Origin of the sequence: Streptococcus sp. 27098_8_148 (assembly GCF_041432105.1) — a bacterium.
GTDB lineage: Bacteria > Bacillota > Bacilli > Lactobacillales > Streptococcaceae > Streptococcus > Streptococcus parasanguinis_AE.
This window is the reverse complement of record NZ_JAPVYY010000004.1, coordinates 79,426-105,307: the sequence shown is the minus strand read 5'-3', so window position 1 is coordinate 105,307 and position 25,882 is coordinate 79,426. Positions and strand designations below refer to the sequence as shown.

Below are 25,882 nucleotides of genomic sequence, written 5' to 3'. Positions count from 1 at the left end.
CTTATTGTAACACAATTTTAAGCTAGACTCAATGGAGAGTTTTTGAAGAGAAGGTCTCTCCCTCTATAACAAAAGCTTGCTGAAAGGGGTTAAAATTGCTTTCTATCAAAAAATCCTCAAGTGCAAAGACTTGAGAATGGTTTGTTAATTTTTAATAAACCCTTCTTTTACCAAAAAGTCACGCGCCACTTGAGCAGCAGACTTGCCTTCTACTCCGACTTGGTAGTTCATCTGGCTCATTTGCTCTGCTGTGATTTTACCAGCTAACTGATTGAGAACAGCTTCCAATTCAGGGTGTTTCTTAAGAAGAGCTTCTTTCATGAGGGGTGCTCCTTGGTAAGGTGGGAAGAGTTGTTTGTCATCTTCAAGGACCACCAGGTCATAGCGAGCCAGCTCGGCATCTGTTGAGTAGGCATCTGTTATCTGGATATCGCCAGACTGGATAGCTTGGTAGCGAAGGGCTGGTTCCATGGTGGAGACTTGTAGATGAAGACCATAGACCTTCTGCAGGCCCTTGTTTCCGTCTTCTCGGTCGTTAAACTCCAAGGTAAAGCCTGCCTTGAGTTGCCCTTCCACCTTTTTCAAATCTGAAATGGTCTTAAGGCCATACTCCTGGGCAATCTTCCTAGGCACTGCGACAGCGTAGGTGTTTTGATAAGCCATGGGTTTGAGCAAGGCTAGGTCGTCTTGTTGCTTGATCCCATCTCGGGCAGCTTGATAGACCGTTTCTGGATCATGACTGACTTGTGGTGCTGGCTTGAGGAGACTTTCGGTCACCGTACCTGTAAACTCTGGATAGATAGTGATATCCCCTTTTTTCAGGGCTTCATAGAGGAAGGTGGTCTTGCCAAAATTCGGTTTGACGGTCACTGTCATATCTGTATTTTTCTCGATCAAGATCTTATACATATTGGCGAGAATTTCAGGTTCTGGTCCTAACTTTCCAGCGATGACCAGATTTTCTTTCTTCGGTTTTGGAAGAAGACTTGGTGTATAAGAAGCTCCTAATCCAATAACCATCACAGCAAAAGCCGCAAAGATGGTCCGCAATTTGGCCTTTTCCATCCATTTGAGAAGAAGGTTAAATGCGATAGCTAAGAAGGCAGAAGATAGGGCACCGATCAAAATCAGACTGGCATTATTGCGGTCAATCCCTAGGAGGATAAAGGAACCAAGTCCCCCTGCTCCAATCAAGGCAGCTAGGGTAGCTGTCCCAATAATCATCACGGCTGCCGTGCGAATCCCAGACATAATGACGGGCATGGCCAAGGGAATCTCGAACTTCTTGAGTCGCTCCCACTTGGTCATCCCAAAGGCGATTCCTGCTTCTTCAAGGCTTGGATCAATCCCTTGTAAACCGGTAATGGTATTTTGAAGGATCGGGAAAATGGCATAGATGACAAGAGCTGTTAAGGCCGGAAGCGTCCCAATTCCCATAATAGGAATGAAGAGGCCCAAAAGAGCCATGGAAGGAATGGTCTGGAAGATCCCAGCTATCTGTAAAACCCAGTTGCTTGTTCTTTTGTGGATACTCAAATAAATAGCTAATGGAACAGCCAGAAAAATCGCAAGAAGCAAGGTCAGTAATGACAGTTGCAAATGTTGCCCCAGTGCAGTGACCCAGTCCCCAAAACGTTCTTGAAAAGTTGTAAGTAGTTTAGACATGGTGAGCACCTCCAAACAAATCTGCGACAAAGTCTGTCGCAGGCGCTTGTAAAATTGTTTCAGGGTCTGCCACCTGACGAATTTCTCCATCCTGCAGAACTGCAATTCGATCCCCTAATTTTGAGGCCTCATCCGTATCATGTGTTACGAAGATAGTCGTCATACCGAATTCTTTGTGCAAGTCTTTAGTAAGAGCCTGCAACTGCTTGCGAGAGATGGCATCCAAGGCTGAAAAAGGTTCGTCCATCAATAGAATTTTTGGTTCTCCAATGATAGCGCGCACAATACCAATCCGCTGTTGCTCCCCACCAGATAATTCACTAGGCATGCGATTTGCATACTCTGCAGCAGGAAGCCCCACCTTGGCCAAGAGTTCTTCTGTTTTCGAAGCGATTTGCTCCTTGCTCCAGCCCTTCATCTCAGGAATGAGAGCAATATTTTCCGCAACGGTCAAGTTTGGAAATAGGGCAATGGCTTGAAGGACATAGCCGGTACTGAGACGTAACTCCCGTTCGTCATAGTCTTTGATGCGTTTCCCATCCATATAGATATTGCCATCTGTCGGTTCCAAAAGACGGTTCACCATCTTGATCATGGTAGTCTTTCCAGATCCTGAAGGTCCCACAAGAACCATAAATTCTCCATTTTCAATGCGGAGATTGACATCTTTTAAAATGTTTTTATCCGTGTAGCGCAAGGCTACATGTTTGTATTCAATCATATTTTTCCTCAATAAGTTTTCTGTCTCTAAGAATATCCAATAAGCTACTTGCTGGATGCCCTAGGACTTTTTCGACATCTGCTGAAACTCCAGCTTGTTCTCCAGCTTTAATCGCTGTATAGGTACTGACCCAGGCATCATACTCCCAAGTTTGTGCTGGCCATTTTTTCCGTGACTCATAGGCTTCTTCTACTGATTCATCCACATACGCGATGGTCTTACCGGTCTCTTCTGAGAGAAGCGCTACGATCTCTTCCATGGAAAGTTCCTCTGGTCCTGTTAGATTCAAGGTTTGATTTTCCCATTTCTTAGCATGTAAAAGAATCTCTGCTGCAACACTAGATGTGTCCTTACGGGCAACTGCTGAAACCTTCCCACTTCCTGCTGGACCACGAATCTCTCCATTTTCAAGAGCAATATCTATCAAGAAGTCCAAGTAAAAATTATCTCTCAAAAATGTATAGGTGAATCCTAACTCCTTGATATAGGCTTCCGTCTGGGCATGATCTCGAGACAAGGTAAAGGTTGCTTTTTCATCTGCTCCGTAAAAGGAGGTATAGACGATATGCTGCACCCCCGCTAGCTTTGCGGCATTTAAAAAACTCGTGTGTTCCTCAACACGCTCTGGATTTTCCCGAGCAGAGACCATCAATAAGACATCGATACCCTTTAAGGCCTCAACCACCTCTGGAGTATTGGCATACACCATCTTACGAATTTCCGCTGACGCGTAGACTGTTGCCCGCTCTGGGCTTCTTGCCAGATGGATAGAAGCAATTCCTTGCTGATCGACAAGATCAGCCACATAAGAGCCTAATTTCCCTGTTACACCTGCTATTCCAATCATAACTGTTGCCTCCTTTCCCTAGATGTCATTTTCTTTAGCTTTTAGATTTGTGATAATCCGCTCTTGATAGGCTTCAAATTCTTGAATTTCTTGATCCGAAAATCCTTGGTAGAAAATCTCACCCAACTCTTTACTAACGCGGTCACCGATTTCTTTTTGCGCCCAACCGAGGTCTGTCAAAGAAATATATTTTTTCCTTTTATCCTGTGTGCAAGGTTGAATCGTAACCAAGCCTTGTTCTTCCAATTTCTTAACCATACTGGTCAATGTATTATTGGCTAGACCCGTCGCAAGAGCGATATCTGTCGCAGTAGCGCACTCCAACTCTTGCTTCCACAAAATCGTTAAAATTTTCCCTTGTTCACTTCGGTATAGGGCATCTGGTTCCTTGCTCAGCAGTTTTTGAAAGATACGCCCATTTAACAAGCGTATCTGTAAAGCTTGGTGGCCCCCTTGCATCTTGTCCATTTTGTCTCCTTTTTATTTCGATATCGAAACATCACAGTCATTGTATCACTGCTCGTTACATCTGTCAACTATTTCGATATGGAACCAATAATTTTATCTAAATTCACCTTAAAAAGCCTTTCTAGCCCTTCAAACTAGTTTCTTCTCCCTCTTTCTAGCAAGTGTAACAAATGTTGGACTCGTTTTGCAACGACACCTGATTTTATAATGTGGTAATCTGTTAACGAAATTAAATCATACTAATGGAGAATTTGTTATGCATATACCAGATAATTACCTTAGTCCTGCAAGTTGTGCAGTTTTAGCGGTTGCTGCTGCGCCTGTTATTGTCTTGTCCATCAAAAAAGTCAAGGTCCAATTAAAAGAAAATAAAGAGCTAGCGCCGATGCTTGGGATTGCTGCTTCTTTGTCCTTCTTATTGATGATGTTTAATGTTCCTGTCCCTGGCGGAACGACCGCTCACGCTGTCGGAGGAACCCTTCTTGCCATTCTCATAGGTCCCTATGCAGCCTCTCTGGCGCTGACAGTCGCCTTACTGCTACAGGCCTTCTTATTTGGGGATGGAGGTATTCTCGCTCTTGGGGCCAATATTTTCAACATGGCCATTGTGATGCCTTTCGTTGGTTATGCTATTTATAGCTTGTTCCGCAAGCACCATCAGGAAACGCTTGGCGTCATTGTCGGCTCTTATCTTTCGATCAATGCTGCAGCCTTCTTAGCTGGTGTTGAATTGGGCTTGCAACCACTCATCGCGTCAGAAGCTGGTCAGCCACTCTATAATCCTTATGGATTGAGTATCACGGTGCCTGCTATGTTGGGTGCTCACCTCCTTGTCGCAGGTTGGGTCGAAGCCTTCTTCACCTTTGTGATTTACCGTTTTGTCAAACAAGTCGCTCCTACAGAGTTGTACACACCAAGTTCAGTCAATACAACTTCATTCGTTAAAAAAATTCGCTGGGTGCTCCTTGCTTTGATCGTCCTCAGCCCACTTGGACTTCTCGCAGATGGGACAGCCTTTGGTGAATGGTCTGCTGAAGAATTGGGTAGCCTGCTTCATGGCAAAGTTCCAACAGGGATCAAAAATGGATTCTCATTTGATGCCTTGTTTAGTGATTACACCATTCCTGGAACTAAAATTGCGATCGGCTATATTCTCTCAGCCGTGACAGCCGTCCTTATCTTCTATATCATCAGTAAAATCATTCGATCAATGAACGGAGAAAAAACTTCTCATGCGTAAACTCCCTGACTGGCTTCATCAAGAGCAAGCAACTCTTGAAGCATCCAAAAGCCATCACTATTTACAAATGAATCTTCAAACATTGCGCCACTTTCTTGGCAAAATGAAACAAACGACGCCCGCATTCAAGGCCAAAACTTCGTCTTGGATGCGACTCGTTTCCTTTTTAATTCTAGCCATTCTCATTACGACTGCCCACCATCCCATCCAACTGTGGTTGATTGGTATCCTTTTGTTAATGCACATTGCCATGCTTCCTGGAGAGGTCCTACTCCACCTCTTTAAGGTCCTGTTCAAGGTGCTGCTGATTTCCACAATTGTGATATTGCCTAGCATCTTATTTCAAGGATTTCAAAATGGAGGGCTCTTTTTGCTACGTGCAGGGATGATTGTCCTCAATATTTCCCTCTTTCTAGCCACAACGACAAGTGTGCAACTGGTCGAGGCCCTTCGTCAGTTACGTGTTCCAAAAACCTTTGTGCAAACCATTGATATCACACTCAAATATGGCTATATCTTAGGGAAACACTTGCAACAACAGATCGAATGCGTCCAGCTGAGAACAGTTGGGCAAAAGGTGAATCTCAATCTCTTTGGCTCCCTCCTTGGTCTCTTGTACCTATCCACAAAAAACCATACAAAAGAAGTGTACGAAGCGATGATTCTTCGAGGCTACGGCATGGATACAAAGCGCAAAGAAGCCTTCCACTGGAAGAAGGAAGACGTCTTTTTCCTATTGGAATTGGCAGTTCTCACGACCTTCACGATCTTACTTGGCTAGAAAGGAAAGTATATGATTCGCATTCAAGATGGAAATTACCACTACACCGAGGAGACTGGAATCCATGATATTCAACTCCAGATCCAAAAGGGGGAAACCGTTGGCCTGATGGGTCCAAACGGAGCGGGAAAATCTACCCTTTTTAAAATTCTGGTTGGACTCTTGCCCCTCTCTTCTGGTCAGTACCACTTCAAGGACTGGACCATTGACCAAGACTTCTTGAAAGATCCCCATCGTGCTGGGCAACTCTTCCAGCAGGTTGGACTCATTTTTCAGAACAGCGATACCCAATTGTTCAATACAAGTGTCTATGATGAACTGGCTTTTGGGCCACGCCAATTAGGTTTAGCCGAAACCGAAGTCCAACAACGAGTCAAGGATACGCTCGGTCTTTTAGAGATTGAACACCTGAGAGATCGCATTCCCTACCATCTTTCTGGTGGCGAAAAGAAGCTAGTCGCTATCGCCAGTGTCCTCACCATGAATCCTAGTCTCTTGCTATTTGACGAGCCTTTTAACGGCCTCTCGCCAAAATACCAGAAGCTGATTGTCACCTTGCTGCAAGAACTAAAAACAGCTGGAAAAACAATTGTGATTTCCTCCCACCATTTCGAACAAATCGCACCGATTGTCGAACGGGTCCTCCTCTTTTCTGAAGAACACACCATCACAGGCAGCTACGATCGAGCCGATTGGGAAAATGACCCGGCCATTCAACAATCCTTCACTACATGTTAAAAAGCCTCGGTAAATTTTTTTACCGAAGTTTTTTTGATGAGAGAGACAAGCGTAATATCTATACATAAACAACTTATCAATCCAAGTTTATTTTTCCTTTTTGTGTTCCCCAAACACCGGTTTGTACTTGTAATACAAGTCCGGATGCATTAGCAGTTTCCGCATTAAGGTCGAAAACCACATTACCAGTGATGCTGTTTTCCGGATTTAACTCTGAAAGAAAGAATTTTCCTTCCTCATTAGCATACATACCAGCTACACTATCGGTTTCATACTCCGTATCACCTTTTAGCAGTTTAAAGAAATCGTTCGTAACAGTAATTGATTTCTTTCCTGAATTTTTTACTGTTACATTCAAAATCAAGTAGCTACCATTTGCTGTCTTTCCGTACTCTCCTCCAACATTTTGAGAAATAGACTTAGAATTTACAATATATTCAACATCCCCCACTTTAGTAACTTCACCAATTTTGGGAATCGCTTGTGCTACAGATTTCTTCTCGGCAGACTTACTCTCTTCAGATACTGCTGTTTTCCCATTTTTATCATTAGTTGCTTGCTCAGTGGAACTGGTCGTTTGTGTTGTCGTTGAGTTACCTGTTGAATTTTTTGAAGTTATTGAACCTCCACCCTTCGTTACAGCACCATAAGCAATTAACACTACAAGCAAAATAAACCACCATTTCTTGTAGAAAGGTGTTTTTTTCACATAAACGTTCCCGTTTTCATCCTTGATTTTCTTAGACATAAGAAATCTCCTTTAAACTTTTTCTTTGATATAATTATAATGTATTTGCTCAAAAAAAAAAGCATTTTGAGGGATAAAACTAAAAATTTCTTTAAATAGTGATTTATCTCTATGAAATTATGTAAATTATTTTGTTCATTCTCTAAATGAATTCAAAAATCCCCCAGAATTTAGCTCTGGAGGATTCATTTTTTATTTCACAACAATATTAACAAGCTTATTAGGGACACTAATCACCTTCACGATTTCTTTGCCATCAATCTCTGCTTTGACTTTTTCGCCAGCCAGAGCGACTTCTTGCAATTCTTCGCGTGACAGGTCTTTTGCGACCATGAGTTTAGCACGGACTTTTCCTTTGATTTGAACGACAATTTCAATTTCATCTTCAATCAATTTGCTTTCGTCCCATGTTGGCCAAGCCACATAAGAGATAGACTCACCGGTTGCTGCGACTGTTTGCCAGAGTTCTTCTGCCAAGTGAGGCGCAAATGGGGCGATCAATTGGATAAAGCCTTTGGCATAATCCACATAGAGTTTGTCTTCCTTATTCGCCGCATTGACAAAGACCATGAGTTGGGCAATGGCTGTGTTGAATTTCATCGACTCGATTTGCTCAGTGACAGCCTTAACAGTTTCGTTATAGACCTTGTCAAGAGCACCATTGTTATCCGCAACAATTTCTTTACTTGTAATCAAACGGTAAACACGGTCAAGGAATTTACGGCTTCCTTCCAGACCTTCTTCAGACCAAGCGATAGAAGCATCGAGTGGTCCCATGAACATTTCATAGACACGAAGGGTATCGGCACCGTATTGTTCCACCACATCGTCTGGGTTGACCACATTCTTGAGGGATTTCGACATCTTAGCTGGTGCTTGCTCCAACTCTTCTCCTGTTTCCACATGGAAGAAGGAACCGTCACGTTTTTCAACCTTGTCAGTTGCCACAAGAGCGCCACGGTGGTCACGGTAGCTGGTTCCCAAGATCATTCCTTGGTTAAAGAGTTTTTGGAATGGCTCCTTAGTCGGTACAACACCAAGGTCATAGAGGAATTTATGCCAGAAACGAGCGTAGAGCAAGTGAAGCACAGCGTGTTCTGCACCACCTACGTAGATATCGACTGGCAACCATTGTTTGAGAAGGTCCTCGTCAGCCAATTTCTCAGTGTTGTGTGGATCGATATAGCGAAGGTAGTACCAGCTTGAACCGGCCCATTGTGGCATCGTATTCGTCTCACGACGACCTTTGACACCATCCTCACGAGTCACTTCCAGCCAGTCTGTCAAGTTAGCCAATGGGCTTTCCCCAGTACCTGAAGGGCGGATGTCCTTAGTTACTGGCAAGACAAGTGGGAGTTCACTTTCTGGAACAGCTGTCGAAGTCCCATCTTCCCAATGAATGATTGGGATTGGTTCACCCCAGTAACGTTGACGGCTAAAGAGCCAGTCGCGGAGACGGTAGGTCACCTTTTCTTGACCAAAGCCTTTTTCTTCTAGCCAAGCCACAATTTTAGCAATCGCTTCTTCTTTGTTGAGACCGTTCAAGAAATCAGAGTTGACGTGAAGGCCATCTTCTGTGTAAGCAGCCTCTTCAACATTGCCACCTTCCAAGACTTCTACGATTGGAAGACCAAACTGTTTAGCAAATTCCCAGTCACGCTCATCGTGGGCAGGTACGGCCATAACAGCACCTGTTCCGTAGCTAGCAAGAACATAGTCGGCAATCCAGATTGGAATTTCTTTACCATTGACAGGGTTGATAGCATAAGCACCAGTCCAAACCCCTGTTTTTTCCTTGGCAAGGTCTGTACGAGCCAAGTCTGATTTAAGGCTAGCTTGGTGTTTGTAGTCCGCTACAGCCTCAGCTTGTTCAGATGTCGTGATGGCATCTACTAGTTCATGTTCAGGCGCCAAAACAGTGAAGGTCGCACCGAAAAGAGTATCTGGACGAGTCGTAAAGACGGTGAATTCCTTGTCAGTCCCTTTTACTTTAAAAGTGACATTGGCACCAGTTGATTTCCCGATCCAGTTGCGTTGCATGTCCTTGATAGACTCTGGCCAGTCCAGGTCATCCAAGTCCGCCAACAAACGTTCCGCATAGGCAGTGATTTTGAGCATCCATTGGCGCATTGGTTTGCGGACAACTGGATAGCCCCCACGCTCAGATGTTCCATCTGGAAGAACTTCTTCGTTGGCGATAGCTGTACCCAATTCTTCCACCCAGTTTACTGGTACTTCCGCTTCATAAGCTAAGCCTTTTTCGTAAAGCTTGGTGAAAATCCATTGCGTCCACTTGTAGTAGTTCGGATCTGTCGTATTGACTTCACGATCCCAGTCGTAAGAGAAGCCAAGCACATTGATTTGGCGTTTGAAGTTAGCAATGTTTTCTGCTGTGAATTCCGCTGGGTCATTCCCTGTATCCATAGCATATTGCTCTGCAGGCAAACCAAAGGCATCCCATCCCATTGGGTGAAGAACGTTGTAGCCTTGGGCACGTTTGAAACGGCTGAGGATATCGGTCGCTGTATAGCCTTCTGGATGTCCTACGTGCAGACCCGCTCCAGATGGGTAAGGGAACATGTCCAATGCATAAAACTTAGGTTTTGAAGCATCTGTTCCTGTCTTAAAGGTGTGATGGTCAGCCCAGTATTTTTGCCACTTAGGCTCGATTTCTTTATGATTGTAAAAACTCATAGCGTCTCTCCAATTTTCGTGATGCTCCTATTATACCATTTTTAGGCGATTTTTAAAGGTTCAGACAAAGAAAAAGACAGGTCCCATACGGGACCTGTCTTTCCTGTTTTCTTCAAGAAAAGTCTATTTCACATGCTTTTCAAGTTCTTCTTGCGCTTTTTTATTGGATTTTTCTTTTTCTTTCTTCCATTGATCACGCGCTTTGTCGTAGTCTTTAGCCGATACAACCTTGTCTTGAACTTCCAAATATTTATAGTTGAAGGTTTGACCCTTGTGGCCTGTCCAAGCAAAGGCTGCAGAGTATGGTACAGTCTTACGAACGACTGGAGAAGCTCCATCTGAATGGATCGGAATCAAGAGGGCACTATCGGTCAACCAAGCTTGAGCGGCAGCGTATTTTTCGTAACGCTTGTTCACATCTTTGGTTTCATTGTGCGCATCTTCGATCAATTGATCATATTCATCAAAACCAGCTGCTTTTGCGGCTGCATTATCCGTACCAGCATCGAATCCAAAGTAAGAATTGGCGTTTTCGCCGGATTTACCACTAGTGATATCGATGTAAGAAGATGGGTCCGTATAGTCTGGTCCCCAACCCAAGTTATTGTTCAAATCCCAGTCTTGTTGCGAAGCATTTTCAGCAAAGTAAGTCACCCGTTGCAGATCATCCTCAGAAACCATATTCAGGTCGATGACAATATTTTCTGCTCCTAGTGTAGATTCAACTGACTGTTTAAAGGATTGAGCTTGTTTGATCCCTTCTGTATAAGTTGAAGAAGTTGGAAGGTCCAAATGAATTGGGAATTCAACTCCTTGAGCCTGCAAATCTGCCTTGGCTTTGGCAAACTCTTCTTTGGCCTTGGTTGGATTGTAGAGGGTGTCTTTTCCATCTGCGACAGAGACCCCTTTCCATTCATCCCCATAAGCTTCCAAGTCTTTTTCTACTGCATCACCAAATTGTTGGCCATTGATTTGGACAAAGTTTGGTGGCGTAAAGGTATTACGGATCACCTTATTGGCACCCGCTTCCCCGTTAGTTTGCGCTACATAAGCCTTGCGGTTGAAGGCAAACATAATGGCTTGACGGAAGTCTTTATTTAAGATTGCTTTCTTAGTTGAAGTCTTTTGAGCATCAGTAGTCTTCTTTGTGATTTCATAAGCCTGACGGTCAATGTTGAAGGAAAGATTGTAGGTAGAGGAACCTTGGTCAGTATAGACAATGTCGTCCTTATGCTTCTTCTCTACACTCTTATAGTTAGAACCATTTGGGAAAACACGGGCAACTGTATAGTCGCCGTTATCAAACCCACGAATCAAGGATTCTGAGTCTTGTCCATCATAATAGGTCAGCTTGACTTTACTGATCTTAACATTATCCGCATCCCAGTATGTTGGGTTCTTTTCCAATATCGCAGAAGATTTAGAAGTGATAGATTTGATCAAATAAGGACCGCAGTAGAGGATACTAGATGGAGAAGTTCCTTGACCATAGTCATCTCCTTTAGATTTCAGGAATTCTTCATTGACCGGCATCAAGATCCCCATCGTAGTCTTGGAATTCCAGAAACTTTCTGGTTGGCTCAAGGTATATTGAACGGTGTAATCGTCAATAGCTTTCACACCAACAGTTGAGAAATCAGATGTCTTCCCTGAAACATAATCATCCAAACCTTTGACAGATTTTTGGACCAAGTAAATCGCTTGTGATTTCTTGTCTGCTGCGTGCTTGAGACCTGTGACAAAGTCTTTGGCCTTGACTTCTCCGTATTCTTCCCCTTCAGAAGTCATCCATTTGACCCCTTTACGGAGTTTATAAGTATAGGTCAAGCCATCCTTGGAAACAGTCCAGTCTTTAGCAAGCGATGGGATCAAATTCCCGTACTTGTCCACTTCCAACAAGCCATCTATCGCATTTCCTGTAAACTCGGAAGTCGATTTTTTATTAGAAATCGAATAGTCGAGAGTATCCGGATCCTGGGTATAGACATAGCTAAAAGTCTGTCCGCCGGAACTTCCAGATTTTCCTCCTGAGCAGGCTGCCAGTACACCAGCTGATAAAAGCAGAGCGCTGGTAGCTAAGAGTACCTTCCCTTTGTTCATATAAATCACCTCATTGTAAAAAATGTTATACTCAATTTAAATTATAGCACTTTCTAGGGAAATGTAAACGCTTTTACTGCGAAATTATTCTATTTTTTCTTTATTTTTTCAATTTCTACTTTTTCTAGAATTTTTTCAAGTTGAATCCCTGGCCTGTATGATATAATGGAATCTATGAATTATGGGAGACATTTACACAAACGACTAAAACACAGCCTCTTGTCCCTCCTTGTAGGAGTCTTGACATTAGGCCCTATTTCCACTGCCTTTGCGGACGACATCTACCAGCAAGAAGATGTCATGAAAATCGCAGCTGATGCTGGACTGGTATTGGACGATTTTTACAAGCCTAAGGCTGACATCGTCATCGACGCCAATACTGGAGCTATATTGTACGGAGACAATATCGACACGGTCCGGGACTCAGGAAGCATGGCCAAGCTCATGAGTGCCTATGTGGTCTTTCGGGCCCTCAAGGAAGGCAAGATCAAGTACGATACCGTGGTCACAGCAACAGAGGCAGACCAAGCCATCTCGGAAAACAATCTTTTAAGTAACTCACCTATTGTAGCTGGTGTTGACTACAAAGTATCTGAATTGATCAAGATGCTCTTTGTTCCATCTTCCAGTGCGGCCGTGATTATGCTCGCCAACGCCGTCACTGACAATGATCCCGATAAGTTTTTGGACTTAATGAATCAGTACGCACAAGAAATGGGGATGAGCCATACCAAATGGCACAATCCAAATGGGGCAATGATTTCAGTCCTTCAGGGCTACTACAATCCTCAGCGCTACGATGTCAATGCGAATAACGAAATCACAGCGCGGGACATGTCTATTCTGGCTTATCACATCGTAAACGACCTGCCAGAAATGTTGGAATACACCAAGCAAGCTCACACTACGATCATGGAAGGAACACCCTACGAGCAAAGCTACGATAACTACAATACTTCCCTCGAAGGTGGAAAATTCGCCCTTAAAGGAACAGATGGACTCAAAACTGGATCCAGCCCGACTGCTGACTACAACTACACCGCGACAACCAAGCGGGGTAAACAGCGGATTATCGAAGTCATTTTGGGGGTTGGAAACTACGATGTCGAGATCGCCGAAAGTTACCGCAATCAAATCGGGAATACCTTGGCTGAGAAAATGTTCGCAGACTACCAGTATAAAAAAGTCCTCTCTGCAGGTGAGCATACCATCGACGGGAAGACCATTCACTTGAAGCAAGACTTCTATGCGACTGTTAAGAAGGGGACGAAGCCAGCGCTAAAACTCGAAAATAACCGCCTAGTCGTTCAGAACGGCTTGCAACAGGTATCTCCAAGCATTAAACCTGGGGTGGCCGTCAGTGAGTCTAAAGCAACGACCTCTAGCAGTAAAAGCAAGGGACTCGATGTCATGTGGCTCTTCTGCTTCCTGCCTGCCGGAATTTTATACCTGATCTTTAAACAAACCGATCCAAAAAGAAGAAAATAGAAAAAGAACTCCCATTACCATAAGGTATGGGAGTTCTTGGTTTGTCGACAAAGTCATCTTAGGCCAAACCTTGAACGTAGGCATCTACTGCTACGATGGCTTGGGCAATATCAGAAGCCTTCACTTCAAATGGCATTTGATGGATGGTTTCTCCTTCGATGGTGGCCTGTTGGCCAACCTTGAGAAGATCTTCATAACTTGCAGTTTCAAGATGCATTTCTTTCAGAGTAGTTGGCATACCGATTTGTTGATAGAAACGAATGTATTTATTCAATTCTTCCTTCGGACGGTTTTCCAAGAACAATTGAACGAGCGTTCCGTAGGCTACTTTTTCACCGTGAGTTAAATGGTGGATGTCCCCAGTAAGGGCTGTAAAGCCATTATGGATGGCATGGGCAGCAGCTAATCCCCCACTTTCAAATCCAATACCACTGAGAAGGGTATTAGCTTCAATAATGTTTTCAAGAGCAGGGGTTACAACTTTGGCTTCACAAGCAGCCATGGCTTGAAGACCGTCTGCAAATAAGGTTTCTTCACAACGTTGTGCAATGGCGACACCCGCTAAGGTTTGTCGTTGACCCAACATGGTTTTTCCATTCGCTTGCATCACCGCACGCGCTTCGACCCAAGTTGCTAGACCATCTGCGATACCAGAAGCGAGCAAGCGTTTTGGTGCTTGAGAGATCACTTTACTATCCACCAAGACTAATTCTGGGTTTTTAGAGTAGAAAATATAGCGCTCAAAGGCACCCTCATCTGTATAGATAACAGATAAGGCGGAAACAGGAGCATCTGTAGAGGCAATGGTAGGGGCAATCACAACTGGTGATTTTAAAAGATCAGCAATAGCTTTAGCACTATCAATGGTCTTTCCTCCACCAAGTCCAATGACCAAATCACAGCCATTTTCTTCTGCCAAACTAACCACACGATTGATTTCGTTATCAGAAGCTTCTCCATTAAAGAAGACTGGCAAAACCGTAAGCCCATTTTGACCAAGGTATTCTTCAAAACGTTTCCCTACGATATCATAAACCACTGAATCACATAGTAAAACAGGGTGAGTCCCTAATTCTGAAATAGATTGCGCATTTTCAAACAAGGCATTTTCCCCTTGAATGTAACGTGACGGACTTGCAAAATTTCTCATAGTCTGCTCCTTTAAAATTTATTTAGTTCACACCCATAGTAGCATTTATTTCTATGAAATTCAAAGAATTATACAAGGCTCCAATCAATTAAATTTATCTGTTCACGCAGTCATTGGAAGCGTTTCATTTTCATTTGATGAATCTTATTATCAAAAATCCCCAAAGCTAGTTTCAGTAGATTGAAACTTGGCTTTTGGGATTTTTATTTTTTTACAAGCATTGAGAAAATCAATCAATGGCTTAACTGAAGTCGAGACTACTTCCTTTGATCAACAAAACTAGTATCGCGAAATTGAACTCGCCCTAAAAGCGTCGAGAAAAAGAGAGATTGACTGGTGGGCCTGGCCCACATGGTCAATCTCCTATTTTCTTCTCGCTTTTTTTACGGGCTTAGTATCTTAGACTACCAAATGATCACACGGTCTTCTGGTGCACGCCACATGCCGTCGCCTTCTTTGACATCAAAGGTTTCAAAGAATTCGTCAAAGTTTGGTAATTGAACATTGGTGCGGAGTTTTCCTGGTGCATGGACATCGACACTTGCGAGGAGTTGCATGTACTCTGTCCGAGCTTTCATGCGCCAGATGCGAGCAAAGTTGGTGAAGAATTCTTCTGCTGAGAAATCTTCCTCTTTCTTAGCGGCTTCAAGGGCTGCAGCGATACCACCGAGGTCTGCTACGTTTTCAGAAACGGTCAATTTCCCGTTGATCTTGGCACCGTAAGAGTCTTGTCCTTCAAACTGATCGATGACCTTTTGAGTCCGAGCGGTAAAGGCTTCGTAATCTTCTGGCTTCCACCAGTCTTTCAAGCTACCATGCTCGTCAAAGGATGCTCCATTGGTGTCAAAGGCGTGGGAGATTTCATGGGCAATGACTGCACCGATTCCGCCGTAGTTGGCTGATGATGATTGGTGAAGGTCATAGAAAGGTGCTTGTAAAATCGCTGCTGGGAAGACGATTTGGTTTTGTTGCGGATCATAGTAGGCATTGACCAGGTGGGCTGGCATGTGCCATTCGCTTCGATCAACCGGTTGGTTCCACTTGCTCCAAGTATGGGCAATGGAAATTTCGTAAAGGGCTTGAGCATTTTCAACCAAGGTCTTGCTTTCGTCGATGATCTTTTTGGCGTATGTTTCTGGTAATTTTTCAGGGTAGCCGATATGTGGTGTGATGACATTGAGTTTGACAATAGCTTTTTCACGAGTTTCAGGAGCGAGCCAGTCTGCTTTTTCTAAGCGCTCCTTATAGACGTCAATCATGGTCGCTACTTTATGCTCTACGTCTGCTTTTGCTTCTGGTGAGAATTTTTCTCCCGCATACCAGAGTCCAAGTGCTTGGCTATAAGGTCCTTCTGCCAAGGCCAGAGCGGCTTTTTCTTTCGGACGTGCTTCTGGAATCCCCGTGATCATCCGTCCATATTCACCAGACAAGACACGGATTTCTTCCGTCAAGAAAGACGTCCAATCTAAAGCTGCACCAAGTTTCAATTTGGCATGAATGGTTTCCCAGTTGGCTGCCGAGTAGTATTTTGGTGCGAATTCCTTCCAGAAACGCTCTTCTGGCACGATGATTTTATCTGGTGTTTGTCCGATCACTTCAGTAAAGAAGGCATCGAGTGGCAATTCTGGGACCAAGGCCTTGAAATCTGCCCACTCATAAGGATGATAGAGTTTGTTGTACTCTGATCTTTCTTCATTTGACAAGACATATTTGGCCAATTCTGCATCCGCCGCAATGACCTTATCCAGGATATCCTTGATTTCTTCCTCTGAGAATTCAAATTTAGGTAAGAGTTTTTCCATCATTTGGCGCCAGATAGCCAGTAATTCTGGGCCTTTTTCGTTGCCTTCTTCATAATAGGTTGTATCTGGCAAGATGAGAGCAAGAGACTCTCCCCACAAGACATTCATTTGGGCATTCATAAAGTCTGGTGACACGCTAAATGGCATGAGATTTGGTTTGCCAGCTAGTTCATAGGTGCCCAACTTGCTGGTATAGTCTTCAAAAGAAGACAGAGCCTTAATTTCATTGATCAAGGGCATGACTGGTGCTACACCAGCTGCTTCTCGCGCATCAAAATCTGCCACCATTTTATGGTATTTGACAAAGTTTTGCAGAATGCTGTCTTCAGGCAGTTCTTCTCCCCGTTGCCATTTTCCAGTGATATCCAACATCAAGTTTTCGATATCTTGGATCAAGTCCATAAAACCACCAGTTGACGGTTTGTCATCAGGAATCACAGCTGTCTCAGCCCATTCCCCATTGACGTAATCATAAAAATCATCTTGTAAACGTACCATGATCTTCTCGCTTTCATTCTTTTCTAATAACCTTATCAAAAATAGGAACTTTTTTCAATGATTACAAGAGATTTAAGCCAAATTATTTTAAAAATTAACTTGACTTAATTTTTTTATTTATGTATATTAATGGTAAAGGAGCAAAATCATGATTCAAATTGAACATCTAAGTGTTGCCTACCAGCAAACACTGGCCTTGGAGGATCTTTCCCTCACCATCCAGGGTCCAACCATCCTAGGAATTCTTGGGCCCAACGGAGCAGGAAAATCAACCCTGATCAAGGCCATGCTAGGACTTCTCCCTCATTCGGGAAGGGTCCAGCTCGATCAAAAAGACCTCAGCCAAGTTCTTCAACGGGTGGCCTACGTCGAACAGAAATCCGCTATTGATTTCCACTTCCCCATCACGGTGCGGGAGTGTGTCTCACTGGGCCTCTACCCCCATCTTTCTATCTTCAAGCGAAAAAGTAAAGAAGATCTCCAAAAAGTGGAAAATGCCTTGAAACTTGTCAATCTTCTTGATCTAGCAGATCGCCAGATCGGCCAGCTTTCGGGAGGGCAATTCCAACGGGTGCTAATCGCCCGCTGCTTGGTCCAAGAAGCAGAGGTCATCTTTTTGGATGAGCCCTTCGCAGGGATTGACTCCGTCAGCGAAGACATTATCATGCAGACCCTTCAGACCTTGAAACAAGAAGGTAAGACCATTCTGATCGTCCATCACGATCTCAGCAAGGTCCCAGCTTATTTCGACCAGGTCCTCCTTCTCCATCGCAAGCTGATCGCTTTTGGGAAAACAGAGGAAACCTTTACCAAGGAGAATCTGCATGCAGCCTACGGGCATGAACTCTTTATAGGAGGTGGAGTCGGATGATTACAGAATTTATTGATGGATTACAGCAATTCCACTTCTTACAGAATGCCCTGATCACAGCCATTGCCATCGGTATTGTCGCTGGAGCTGTCGGATGCTTCATTATTTTGCGAGGCATGTCTCTCATGGGAGATGCTATCTCGCACGCAGTCCTTCCAGGGGTGGCCCTGTCCTTTATCCTTGGCATCAATTTCTTTATTGGCGCCATTGTCTTTGGACTTTTAGCTTCTATCCTCATCACCTATATCAAGAGTAACTCCATCATCAAGAGCGACACAGCGATAGGGATTACCTTTTCTTCTTTCCTTGCCTTAGGAGTCATTCTGATTGGAGTCGCTAAAAGTTCCACCGACCTCTTCCACATTCTCTTTGGGAATATCTTGGCTGTGCAAGACCAAGATATGTGGATGACCATCGGTGTTGGGGTGGCAGTCTTACTGGTGATTTTCCTGCTCTTTCGCCCCTTGCTTCTTACTTCTTTTGATCCCGTTCTGGCTCAATCCATGGGCGTCCGGGTCAAGGTCTACCACTACCTGCTCATGGTGCTCTTGACCTTGGTTTCTGTCACTGCTATGCAAAGTGTCGGAACCATTCTCATCGTCGCCATGCTCATCACACCCGCTGCGACAGCCTATCTCTATACCAATAGCCTCTGGTCCATGATGCTTTTGTCCTCCAGCCTAGGTGCTCTTGCATCCGTTCTGGGACTCTTTATTGGCTATAGTTTGAACATCGCCGTTGGGTCTTGTATTGTCCTCACTTCTGCCCTCTTCTTTCTCATCAGCTTTTTTATCGCTCCTAAGCAGAGAAAGAACAAGCACGCTCTTTCGTCTCATTAAAGGAGAAACACATGAAAAAAATCGCTTCTATCCTCGCCCTCTTTGTAGCACTCTTATTCGGTCTTCTAGCCTGTAGCAAGGGGTCTTCTTCTGGAGCTTCTGGTAAATTGAAAGTGGTCACCACCAACTCCATCCTTGCAGATATAACTAAAAATATTGCGGAGGATAAGATCGAACTGCACAGTATCGTTCCCGTCGGCAAAGATCCCCACGAATACGAACCACTCCCAGAAGATGTCAAAAAAACTTCGCAAGCAGACCTGATCTTCTACAACGGGATCAACCTTGAAACCGGTGGCAATGCTTGGTTTACCAAGTTGGTCAAAAATGCCAATAAAGTAGAAAACAAGGACTATTTCGCTGTTAGCGAGGGAGTCGACGTCATCTACCTAGAAGGCCAAAACCAAGCTGGAAAAGAAGACCCACACGCTTGGCTCAACCTTGAAAATGGGATTATCTACGCTAAAAACATTGCCAAACAATTGATCGCAAAAGATCCCAAAAACAAGGACTTCTACGAAAAAAATCTAGCTGCCTATACTGAAAAACTCAGTAAGCTCGACCAAGAAGCCAAGCAAGCATTCAATAACATCCCGGCAGAGAAGAAGATGATCGTGACCAGTGAAGGATGCTTCAAGTACTTCTCCAAAGCCTACGGTGTCCCATCTGCCTATATCTGGGAAATCAATACGGAAGAAGAAGGCACACCTGAACAAATCAAAACGCTGGTAGAGAAATTGCGTCAAACCAAGGTACCGGCCCTCTTTGTCGAATCCAGTGTCGATGAACGCCCTATGAAAACTGTCTCTAAGGATACCAATATCCCGATCTATGCAAAGATCTTCACTGATTCCATCGCCAAAGAAGGAGAAAAGGGCGATAGCTATTACAGCATGATGAAGTGGAACTTAGACAAGATCGCAGAAGGATTGAGTCAGTAGACCATTCAGATTTCTAAACAAATCAGTGGCTCTTCCTCCTTCATTGATGTACAATGAAAAGAAAAAAGGAGTCTTTTTATGGCAACATTTTTAGGAAACCCTGTGACCTTTACCGGATCTCAACTTCAAGTAGGGGAAATGGCCCATGATTTTTCATTGATCACTCCAGCTCTTGAGAAGAAATCTTTAGCTGATTTTGCTGGCAAGAAAAAAGTCCTCAGCATTATCCCATCCATCGACACAGGTATCTGTTCGATGCAAACACGTCACTTCAATCAAACCTTATCGGATATGGAAGACACTGTCGTCTTGACGGTCTCTGTCGACCTTCCTTTTGCTCAAGGTAAATGGTGCGCTGCTGAAGGGCTCGACAATGCCATCATGCTCTCAGACTACTACGACCATTCCTTCGGGAAAGCATACGGCCTCTTGATCAATGAATGGCACCTACTCGCACGCGCTGTCTTGGTCTTAGATGCGGATAACAAGGTTACTTACGTTGAATACCTAGACAATATCAACAGCGAACCAAATTACGACGCTGCAATCGAAGCCGTCAATGCGCTTGGATAAATGAAAAAAGAGGTCTGCGACCTCTTTTCCATTGCTATAAAATCCGATGAAGTCCATTCTGTAGGAGGACGCGCCAGCGTAAGCGAGGGATGCCTCTGAGGAAACTCCGCACGCGCTGTGCCACTTGTTGCTTGTAGCTCTTGCCTCCTTGTGCAAAGACTCCTTTTCGACTCCAGTAGCCTTCGACACTGCGATCATTTTTAGGGGCTAGATAGCGAACACCTTGACGATAAAGGACCTGCTTCCGAAAGGCTGGGTCCCAAGCTTTGACGGGGTCAATATCTAAGTCCTTATGGGTCCGTCCCCTAGCCAACCCGTAGTTAAAACTGGCACCATTGACAATGCCATTTTCAGAAACTTCTACTGGATCGACTTCATTGAGGAAATGCCCAGCTTGATCGAGAATATACTCCGTATGAAAATTTAACAAGACCTTGAAATTGACTTGTTGGGAGGCCCCTGATGGATAATGAAGGTGACCATCAGGCCTTAGGGAGACCTTGTTATGAAGGCGGGCTGCCGCATAGGCATCAATCTTAATTCCTTTTGTCTCCTGTAAGTAAGCTTGTAAGGCCTCCTCGTCAGTCTGTCCAGCTCTGGCATTATGCGTCCGAATCCATTGTGCCTGGTAACTTGAAAGTAGGTAACGCAACTGGTGAACCTGGCGTTTCAAGAGCTGATCTCCCGACTGGTCCGCCAAGGGATCCCTTTCAAAGGCGACCTGCACGACGCGTGAAAATGCCGTCCAAAAGTCGGATCCTGGCGGACAATCTGGAGCCATCCTAGTCAGAAGAAAGGCTGTTTCTTCACAAGTTCCAGACAAATCACTTGGCATAAGGAGAATTTTCATAACGCCCCTCAGCAAGTCTTGGGCAGCAGTCTCCGTTAGATCCTTGATCTCTTGAAACCACATGTTTTGAAACAGAGGACTGGCAAAGAAAAAGACAGACTGGTATTGTTCTTGGTAGGCTTGTGGATCTTTGTATCCCTGCAAGTGCTTCTCTAGATAGGCTAAACTATTTTCTCTCCAGCCTAGTCTCGCTAATTCCCGTCTGTTCATGATGCCGTCCTTTCTATGCTTCTATACTACCATCTTTTGGAGCTTGAGACAATTCTCATTACTCCACTAGCGTTTTTGAGGATTTTTTTGATATACTAGAAGTGAGCGAAGAAAAGAGGAAAGCATGACACCAAACAAAGAAGATTACCTCAAGTGCATTTATGAAATTGGCACAGAAGTAGAAAAAATCAGTAATAAGGAAATCGCCAGTCGCATGCAGGTCTCTCCACCCGCTGTGACCGAGATGATTAAGCGGATGGTCTCTGAGGGCCTCTTGGTGAAAGATAAGACCCATGGCTATCTACTAACAGATCTGGGCTCGCAATTGGTCTCTGATCTCTACCGCAAGCACCGCTTGATCGAAGTATTTCTGCTGAAAAATCTTGGCTACACAACTGAAGAAGTCCATGAAGAGGCAGAAGTTCTCGAGCATACCGTTTCTGAACATTTCATCGACCGGCTGGATCACATGCTTGGAAATCCTAAGACCTGCCCTCATGGTGGGACAATTCCAAAGAAAGGTGAAAGGCTTGTCGAAGCCTACCAAGACCGTCTCAGTGAAACGACTGAGCCTGGTCTGTATATTCTGCAAAGGGTCTATGACACCTATGAATTGTTAAAATTTTTAGACCAGATCCATCTCCAAATTGGTGATACCATCGTGTTTCAACGGTACGATGACTACACAGGCCTCTATCACTTCGTTATACATGAACAAGAAATTTCTATCAACCAAGTGATCGCCCAACAACTCTATATCGAAAAACATGCAGTCTAACCCGACTGCATGTTTTCTTACTTATGGATTTTTTGTATCTAGCAAAATCGTCACCGGACCATCATTGATCAATTCAATCGCCATATCGGCTCCAAAGATCCCTCGTTTGACTGGGACTTCTTTTTCTAATTGATCATTAAAGGCATCATATAACTGACTGGCCATATCTGGCTTGGCAGCCCCTATAAAAGCAGGACGGTTGCCTTTTTTTGTCTCCGCAAAGAGGGTAAATTGAGAGATCGACAAGATTTCTCCTTGAATATCTTTGACCGAAAGATTCATCTTATCTTCCTCATCTGAGAAAATACGCATCTGCGATACCTTGCGGACCGCATAATCTAAATCTTTCTGGTCATCCTCAGGCCCCACTCCCACTAAGAGCAGCAAGCCTTGCTGGATCGCATTGTAAACTTGGCCATCAATGGAAACCGAGGCACTCTTGACCCGTTGAATTACTAATTTCATTTTATTATCCTGTTTTATAAATCTATTGAGCATTCACTGCTACCCTTGAAAGAACATCGACCTCAGACGACGAGCTAACCAAGCAATAAAAGACTTTTGAGCACGTCCTACCTTCTTCAAAGAAAATCGACATCAAACAAGGCGGTGAGACGCAGGCATACTATCTGAAAAGAAAAGGCTGTTCAGTTGCTTTTAGTGCGAGGCAGCGAGACAAAGACAGTACTTAAGTACGGCGAGGCGAGCTAACGAAGCAATAAAAGATAACTGAGCAGCCGATTAGCCGTTGGTACGCTTAACAGAGTACACCTCCGGTACACTCTTAATCTTATCCACAACCGTTGTCAACATAGACAAGTTCGGAATCCCAAAGGAAATGTGGATATTGGCAAATTTCATATCTTTGGTTGGTTGGGCATTGACGGTTGAGACCATCTTAGCTGTATTGGAGAGGACTTGGAGTACATCGTTCAGAAGTCCGGCACGGTTGAGACCGTAAATATCGATGTGAGCAATGTAGTCCTTGGTCGTATTGTTATCTTCCCATTCTACATCGATCAAGCGTTGCTCGTAGTTGTCTTGAGCTCGGAGGTTCATACAGTCCTGACGGTGAATGGCAACACCGCGTCCTTTGGTGATGTAGCCGACGATTTCATCACCTGGAACTGGATTACAACACTTAGCAATCCGAATCAAGAGTCCAGAAGCACCTTGGATGACCACGCCACCCTCGTGACGGACCTTCAAGGTGTCTTTTTTATTTTCAACCTTGACCTCGCCACCTTTGACTAGCTCTTCTGCTTCTGCGCGTGCCTTAGCCCGCTCTTCTTCCCGGCGTTCATCCTCCGTCAAGCGGTTAAAGATGGTAATAGCCCCAATCTCTCCAAAACCAATCGCCGCAAACAAGGCTTCTTCTGTCTTATAGCTTGATTTTTGTAGCACTTTGTCCATGTGCTTTTTGTCCATGAACTTATTGGCTACCAAGTCATGCTCGTGGAATTGGGCCATCAAGAGGTCACGACCACGGTTAATCGACAATTCCTTGTCTTGATTTTTAAAGAACTGACGAATCTTGTTGCGCGCCTTGCTAGTTTTAACAAGGGTCAGCCAGTCACGGCTCGGACCAAAGGAATTGGCATTGGTGATAATCTCCACCTGGTCTCCCGTCCGAAGTTTGGTATTAAGAGGCACCATCCGGCCATTAACCTTGGCACCAATCGCTTTTTCCCCAACCTTGGTGTGGATTTCATAGGCAAAATCGATCGGTCCGGAATCTTTCGGAAGCGAGCGCACGGTTCCATCTGGTGTGAAGACGTAAATCTCTTCTGCCAAGATATCTTCTTTCACATTTTCAACAAATTCTTTGGCATCGCCTGACTGGTCTTGGAGCTCCATCATCTCCTTGATCCAGTTCATCCCAATAGCTGATTCCTTGCTGTTTACTTGACCCTTGATCCCTTTTTTATAGGCCCAGTGAGCCGCAACCCCATACTCAGCAACCTCGTGCATTTCCTTGGTTCGGATCTGGAATTCAATCGGTCCCTTAGGGCCGTATACAGTCGTATGGATAGACTGATAGCCATTGGCCTTCCGGTTGGCAATATAGTCCTTAAAACGCCCCGGCATTGGCTTCCAGAGCTCATGGATGTAGCCTAGCATGGCATAAACATCACTTGGAGTATCTAGGATGCAGCGAATGGCGATCAAATCATAGATTTCATCAAAGCGTTTCTTTTTATCCTGCATTTTGCGATAGATCGAATAGATATGCTTTGGTCGACCATAAATTTTCCCATGCAGATGGCGTTCCCCAGCATAGGTCTCGATCTTGTGGACAACCTCTTCGACCAACTCTTCTCGCTCGCGACGTTTTTCCTTCATCATATGGGAGATCTTGTAGAATTCGACTTCGTTCAAATAACGGAAGGACAAATCCTCAAGTTCCCACTTAACGCTGGAAATCCCGAGACGATGGGCCAGTGGTGCATAGATCTCCATGGTCTCACGCGAAATGCGTTCTTGCTTATCTTTGCGCAAATGCTTGAGGGTACGCATATTATGCAAACGGTCTGCTAATTTGACCAAAATGACACGAATATCTTGAGACATGGCCATGAGCATCTTGCGATGATTTTCAGCCAACTGCTCTTCGTGGGACTTGTACTTGACCTTCCCGAGCTTGGTCACCCCATCGACGATCACGCGCACATCATGACCAAATTCGCGCTCTAAATCATCTAAAGTCGCATCCGTATCTTCTACGACATCATGCAAAAAGCCACAGGCGACCGTCACAGCATCCAGTTTCAGCTTGGCAAGGATTCCTGCCACTTGAATCGGGTGGACGATATAAGGCTCGCCAGACTGACGGAATTGCCCATTATGGCAATCAACCGCATAGACCAAAGCCTTTTGTACAAAAGCAACATCTTCAGGTGATAAATATTTTTTTGTAAGGGCAACGACTTGGTCCCCAGTTAAATTCTCTTCTTTCGGCATGTATTTTCTCCAGTTTCTTGGATACTATTTTAACACTTTTAGAAGCAGATGGGAACCAATGAAGCTACTTTAATAAACGGATACTTCTCGAAGATCATTCTGGGATCCACCTTGCTTTTCATCATTCGTAAAAGTTTTTTGTAAAAAAATTAACGAAGCGATTCCTTCACTTCGTTAGTTCATTAATTCTGTAACAACACTCACTGCGCTAAGAGCGTAGAGTGGGGCTGTTTCTGCTCGCAGGATGCGAGGTCCAAGTCCTGCTAACACTGCTCCTTTAGCTGTAAAGCTTTCAATTTCAGCAGGTGAGAGACCACCCTCTGGTCCAAAGATAAAGAGCAGTTTGCTTCCAGCTTCTAGTCCGGTCAGCGACTGAAGTAAAGCTGCTGCCTCTCCTTCTTTGGCTGACTCTTCATAAGCCACTACGATAGAGTCAAACTGGTCCAGTTGGGCTAGAAAGTCTGCCTTTTTCTCAAAAAGGGTAATGCTTGGGACAAGATTCCGCTTGCTTTGCTCGGCTGCTCCAAGGGCAATTTTTTCTAGTTTTTCGACCTTTTTACCCAACTTCTTGCCGTCCCACTTGGCAACGGACCAGTCTGCAGGAAAGGCCCAGATTTGGCTAGCACCCAGTTCTGTTACTTTCTGAGTGATGAACTCCAGCTTGTCTCCCTTGGGAAAGCCTGATGCGATGGTCACTTGGACTGGCAGTTCCACATTGTCAGCTAATTCCTCAACCAGCTCCAACTGACGGGCTTCTACATTGACCACGCGCGCCAAGCGCTTGATCCCATCATCAAAGACTAAAGTCACCTCATCATCTTCTTTTAAGCGCATGACCTGAAACATGTGCTTGCTGGTTTCCTTGTCCTCAATGGCGACAGGTGAGCTAGCCAAACCTTTTACAAAATACTGCTGCATG

Annotated in this window: 22 protein-coding genes; 9 read left to right on the top strand and 13 right to left on the bottom strand. The window is 44.4% G+C overall.

The annotated features are described in order from the left end of the window. Positions 1–144: 144 nt before the first annotated feature. The 4 genes from O3646_RS04705 to O3646_RS04690 are packed head-to-tail and all read right to left on the bottom strand — an operon-like array spanning position 145 to position 3,701. Positions 145–1,665: an ABC transporter permease/substrate-binding protein gene (locus O3646_RS04705; protein ID WP_371610603.1), complete on the bottom strand. Its 1,521-nt coding sequence runs from the start codon at positions 1,663–1,665 to the stop codon at positions 145–147. Next, positions 1,658–2,386 carry an ATP-binding cassette domain-containing protein gene (locus O3646_RS04700; RefSeq protein ID WP_371610602.1) on the bottom strand — a complete coding sequence of 243 codons (729 nt, stop codon included), beginning with the start codon at positions 2,384–2,386 and terminating at the stop codon, positions 1,658–1,660. The genes O3646_RS04705 and O3646_RS04700 overlap by 8 nt, the downstream gene beginning before the upstream one ends. Then, entirely contained in the window at positions 2,379–3,233 is an 855-nt protein-coding gene (locus O3646_RS04695) for an SDR family oxidoreductase (protein WP_021154346.1), read from the bottom strand. Before O3646_RS04695 ends, O3646_RS04700 begins: the two co-directional genes overlap by 8 nt. An 18-nt stretch (positions 3,234–3,251) precedes the next feature. Then, the gene (locus O3646_RS04690; protein ID WP_195327190.1) at positions 3,252–3,701 is read right to left on the bottom strand and encodes a MarR family winged helix-turn-helix transcriptional regulator; all 450 of its coding nucleotides are present in this window, start codon (positions 3,699–3,701) and stop codon (positions 3,252–3,254) included. 256 nt (positions 3,702–3,957) lie between these two features. On the opposite strand from O3646_RS04690, the gene cbiM reads away from it, so the two are divergent. Genes cbiM through O3646_RS04675 form a run of 3 tightly spaced genes read left to right on the top strand, consistent with a single transcriptional unit; the run spans position 3,958 to position 6,460 of the window. Continuing rightward, positions 3,958–4,941: a cobalt transporter CbiM gene (cbiM, locus tag O3646_RS04685; RefSeq protein WP_371610601.1), complete on the top strand. Its 984-nt coding sequence runs from the start codon at positions 3,958–3,960 to the stop codon at positions 4,939–4,941. Then, positions 4,934–5,722, top strand: coding sequence for an energy-coupling factor transporter transmembrane component T (locus O3646_RS04680; protein ID WP_023919566.1), 789 nt, complete (start codon positions 4,934–4,936; stop codon positions 5,720–5,722). The genes cbiM and O3646_RS04680 overlap by 8 nt, the downstream gene beginning before the upstream one ends. Before the next feature lie 12 nt (positions 5,723–5,734). Beyond that, a complete protein-coding gene (locus O3646_RS04675; protein ID WP_023919567.1) occupies positions 5,735–6,460 on the top strand; it encodes an energy-coupling factor ABC transporter ATP-binding protein in 726 nt (241 codons plus the stop codon). Positions 6,461–6,536: 76 nt separating this feature from the next. On the opposite strand, the gene O3646_RS04670 is transcribed toward O3646_RS04675, so the two are convergent. The 3 genes from O3646_RS04670 to O3646_RS04660 form a co-directional block, all read right to left on the bottom strand. Then, the gene (locus O3646_RS04670) at positions 6,537–7,208 is read right to left on the bottom strand and encodes a DUF4352 domain-containing protein (protein WP_023919569.1); all 672 of its coding nucleotides are present in this window, start codon (positions 7,206–7,208) and stop codon (positions 6,537–6,539) included. 192 nt (positions 7,209–7,400) lie between these two features. Next, complete coding sequence (gene leuS, locus O3646_RS04665; RefSeq protein ID WP_349977234.1) at positions 7,401–9,902, bottom strand: leucine--tRNA ligase; 2,502 nt, start codon at positions 9,900–9,902, stop codon at positions 7,401–7,403. Positions 9,903–10,025: 123 nt separating this feature from the next. Next, positions 10,026–12,002 (bottom strand): peptide ABC transporter substrate-binding protein, encoded by a 1,977-nt coding sequence (locus O3646_RS04660; RefSeq protein WP_349977233.1) that lies wholly within the window; start codon positions 12,000–12,002, stop codon positions 10,026–10,028. 165 nt (positions 12,003–12,167) lie between these two features. Here O3646_RS04660 and O3646_RS04655 point away from each other — a divergent pair, with 165 nt between their 5' ends. Beyond that, positions 12,168–13,490, top strand: a complete 1,323-nt coding sequence (locus tag O3646_RS04655) for a DUF1958 domain-containing protein (RefSeq protein ID WP_195487391.1) — start codon at positions 12,168–12,170, stop codon at positions 13,488–13,490. A 58-nt stretch (positions 13,491–13,548) separates the two neighbouring features. Here O3646_RS04655 and O3646_RS04650 read toward each other — a convergent pair whose 3' ends face one another. Both O3646_RS04650 and O3646_RS04645 read right to left on the bottom strand, forming a co-directional pair. Next, on the bottom strand, positions 13,549–14,640 hold the full coding sequence (locus O3646_RS04650) for a glycerol dehydrogenase (protein ID WP_070674705.1): 1,092 nt from the start codon (positions 14,638–14,640) through the stop codon (positions 13,549–13,551). A 404-nt stretch (positions 14,641–15,044) separates the two neighbouring features. Further along, positions 15,045–16,940 (bottom strand): M13 family metallopeptidase, encoded by a 1,896-nt coding sequence (locus O3646_RS04645; RefSeq protein ID WP_223345468.1) that lies wholly within the window; start codon positions 16,938–16,940, stop codon positions 15,045–15,047. A gap of 148 nt (positions 16,941–17,088) precedes the next feature. Between O3646_RS04645 and O3646_RS04640 the strand changes: the two genes are divergently transcribed. From O3646_RS04640 to tpx, 4 genes are all read left to right on the top strand, one after another. Then, complete coding sequence (locus tag O3646_RS04640; protein WP_371610600.1) at positions 17,089–17,811, top strand: metal ABC transporter ATP-binding protein; 723 nt, start codon at positions 17,089–17,091, stop codon at positions 17,809–17,811. Beyond that, complete coding sequence (locus O3646_RS04635) at positions 17,808–18,650, top strand: metal ABC transporter permease (protein ID WP_324737880.1); 843 nt, start codon at positions 17,808–17,810, stop codon at positions 18,648–18,650. Before O3646_RS04640 ends, O3646_RS04635 begins: the two co-directional genes overlap by 4 nt. An 11-nt stretch (positions 18,651–18,661) precedes the next feature. Next, positions 18,662–19,591 (top strand): metal ABC transporter substrate-binding lipoprotein/fibrin-binding adhesin FimA, encoded by a 930-nt coding sequence (gene fimA / locus O3646_RS04630; protein WP_371610599.1) that lies wholly within the window; start codon positions 18,662–18,664, stop codon positions 19,589–19,591. Between the two features lie 78 nt (positions 19,592–19,669). Then, a complete protein-coding gene (gene tpx, locus O3646_RS04625) occupies positions 19,670–20,164 on the top strand; it encodes a thiol peroxidase (protein WP_195623508.1) in 495 nt (164 codons plus the stop codon). 34 nt (positions 20,165–20,198) lie between these two features. Here the strand turns inward: tpx and O3646_RS04620 are convergent, their stop codons facing one another. Then, positions 20,199–21,224 (bottom strand): DUF3114 domain-containing protein, encoded by a 1,026-nt coding sequence (locus tag O3646_RS04620; RefSeq protein WP_371610598.1) that lies wholly within the window; start codon positions 21,222–21,224, stop codon positions 20,199–20,201. A gap of 124 nt (positions 21,225–21,348) precedes the next feature. Here O3646_RS04620 and O3646_RS04615 point away from each other — a divergent pair, with 124 nt between their 5' ends. Next, a complete protein-coding gene (locus O3646_RS04615; protein ID WP_371610597.1) occupies positions 21,349–22,002 on the top strand; it encodes a metal-dependent transcriptional regulator in 654 nt (217 codons plus the stop codon). Between the two features lie 21 nt (positions 22,003–22,023). Here the strand turns inward: O3646_RS04615 and dtd are convergent, their stop codons facing one another. The 3 genes from dtd to O3646_RS04600 all read right to left on the bottom strand — a co-directional run bounded on the left by dtd (position 22,024) and on the right by O3646_RS04600 (position 25,881). Continuing rightward, on the bottom strand, positions 22,024–22,467 hold the full coding sequence (gene dtd / locus O3646_RS04610) for a D-aminoacyl-tRNA deacylase (protein WP_150905184.1): 444 nt from the start codon (positions 22,465–22,467) through the stop codon (positions 22,024–22,026). A gap of 276 nt (positions 22,468–22,743) precedes the next feature. Next, positions 22,744–24,963, bottom strand: coding sequence for a bifunctional (p)ppGpp synthetase/guanosine-3',5'-bis(diphosphate) 3'-pyrophosphohydrolase (locus tag O3646_RS04605; protein WP_195327199.1), 2,220 nt, complete (start codon positions 24,961–24,963; stop codon positions 22,744–22,746). 174 nt (positions 24,964–25,137) lie between these two features. Then, entirely contained in the window at positions 25,138–25,881 is a 744-nt protein-coding gene (locus O3646_RS04600; protein WP_371610596.1) for a 16S rRNA (uracil(1498)-N(3))-methyltransferase, read from the bottom strand. Between the last annotated feature and the right edge of the window lies 1 nt (position 25,882).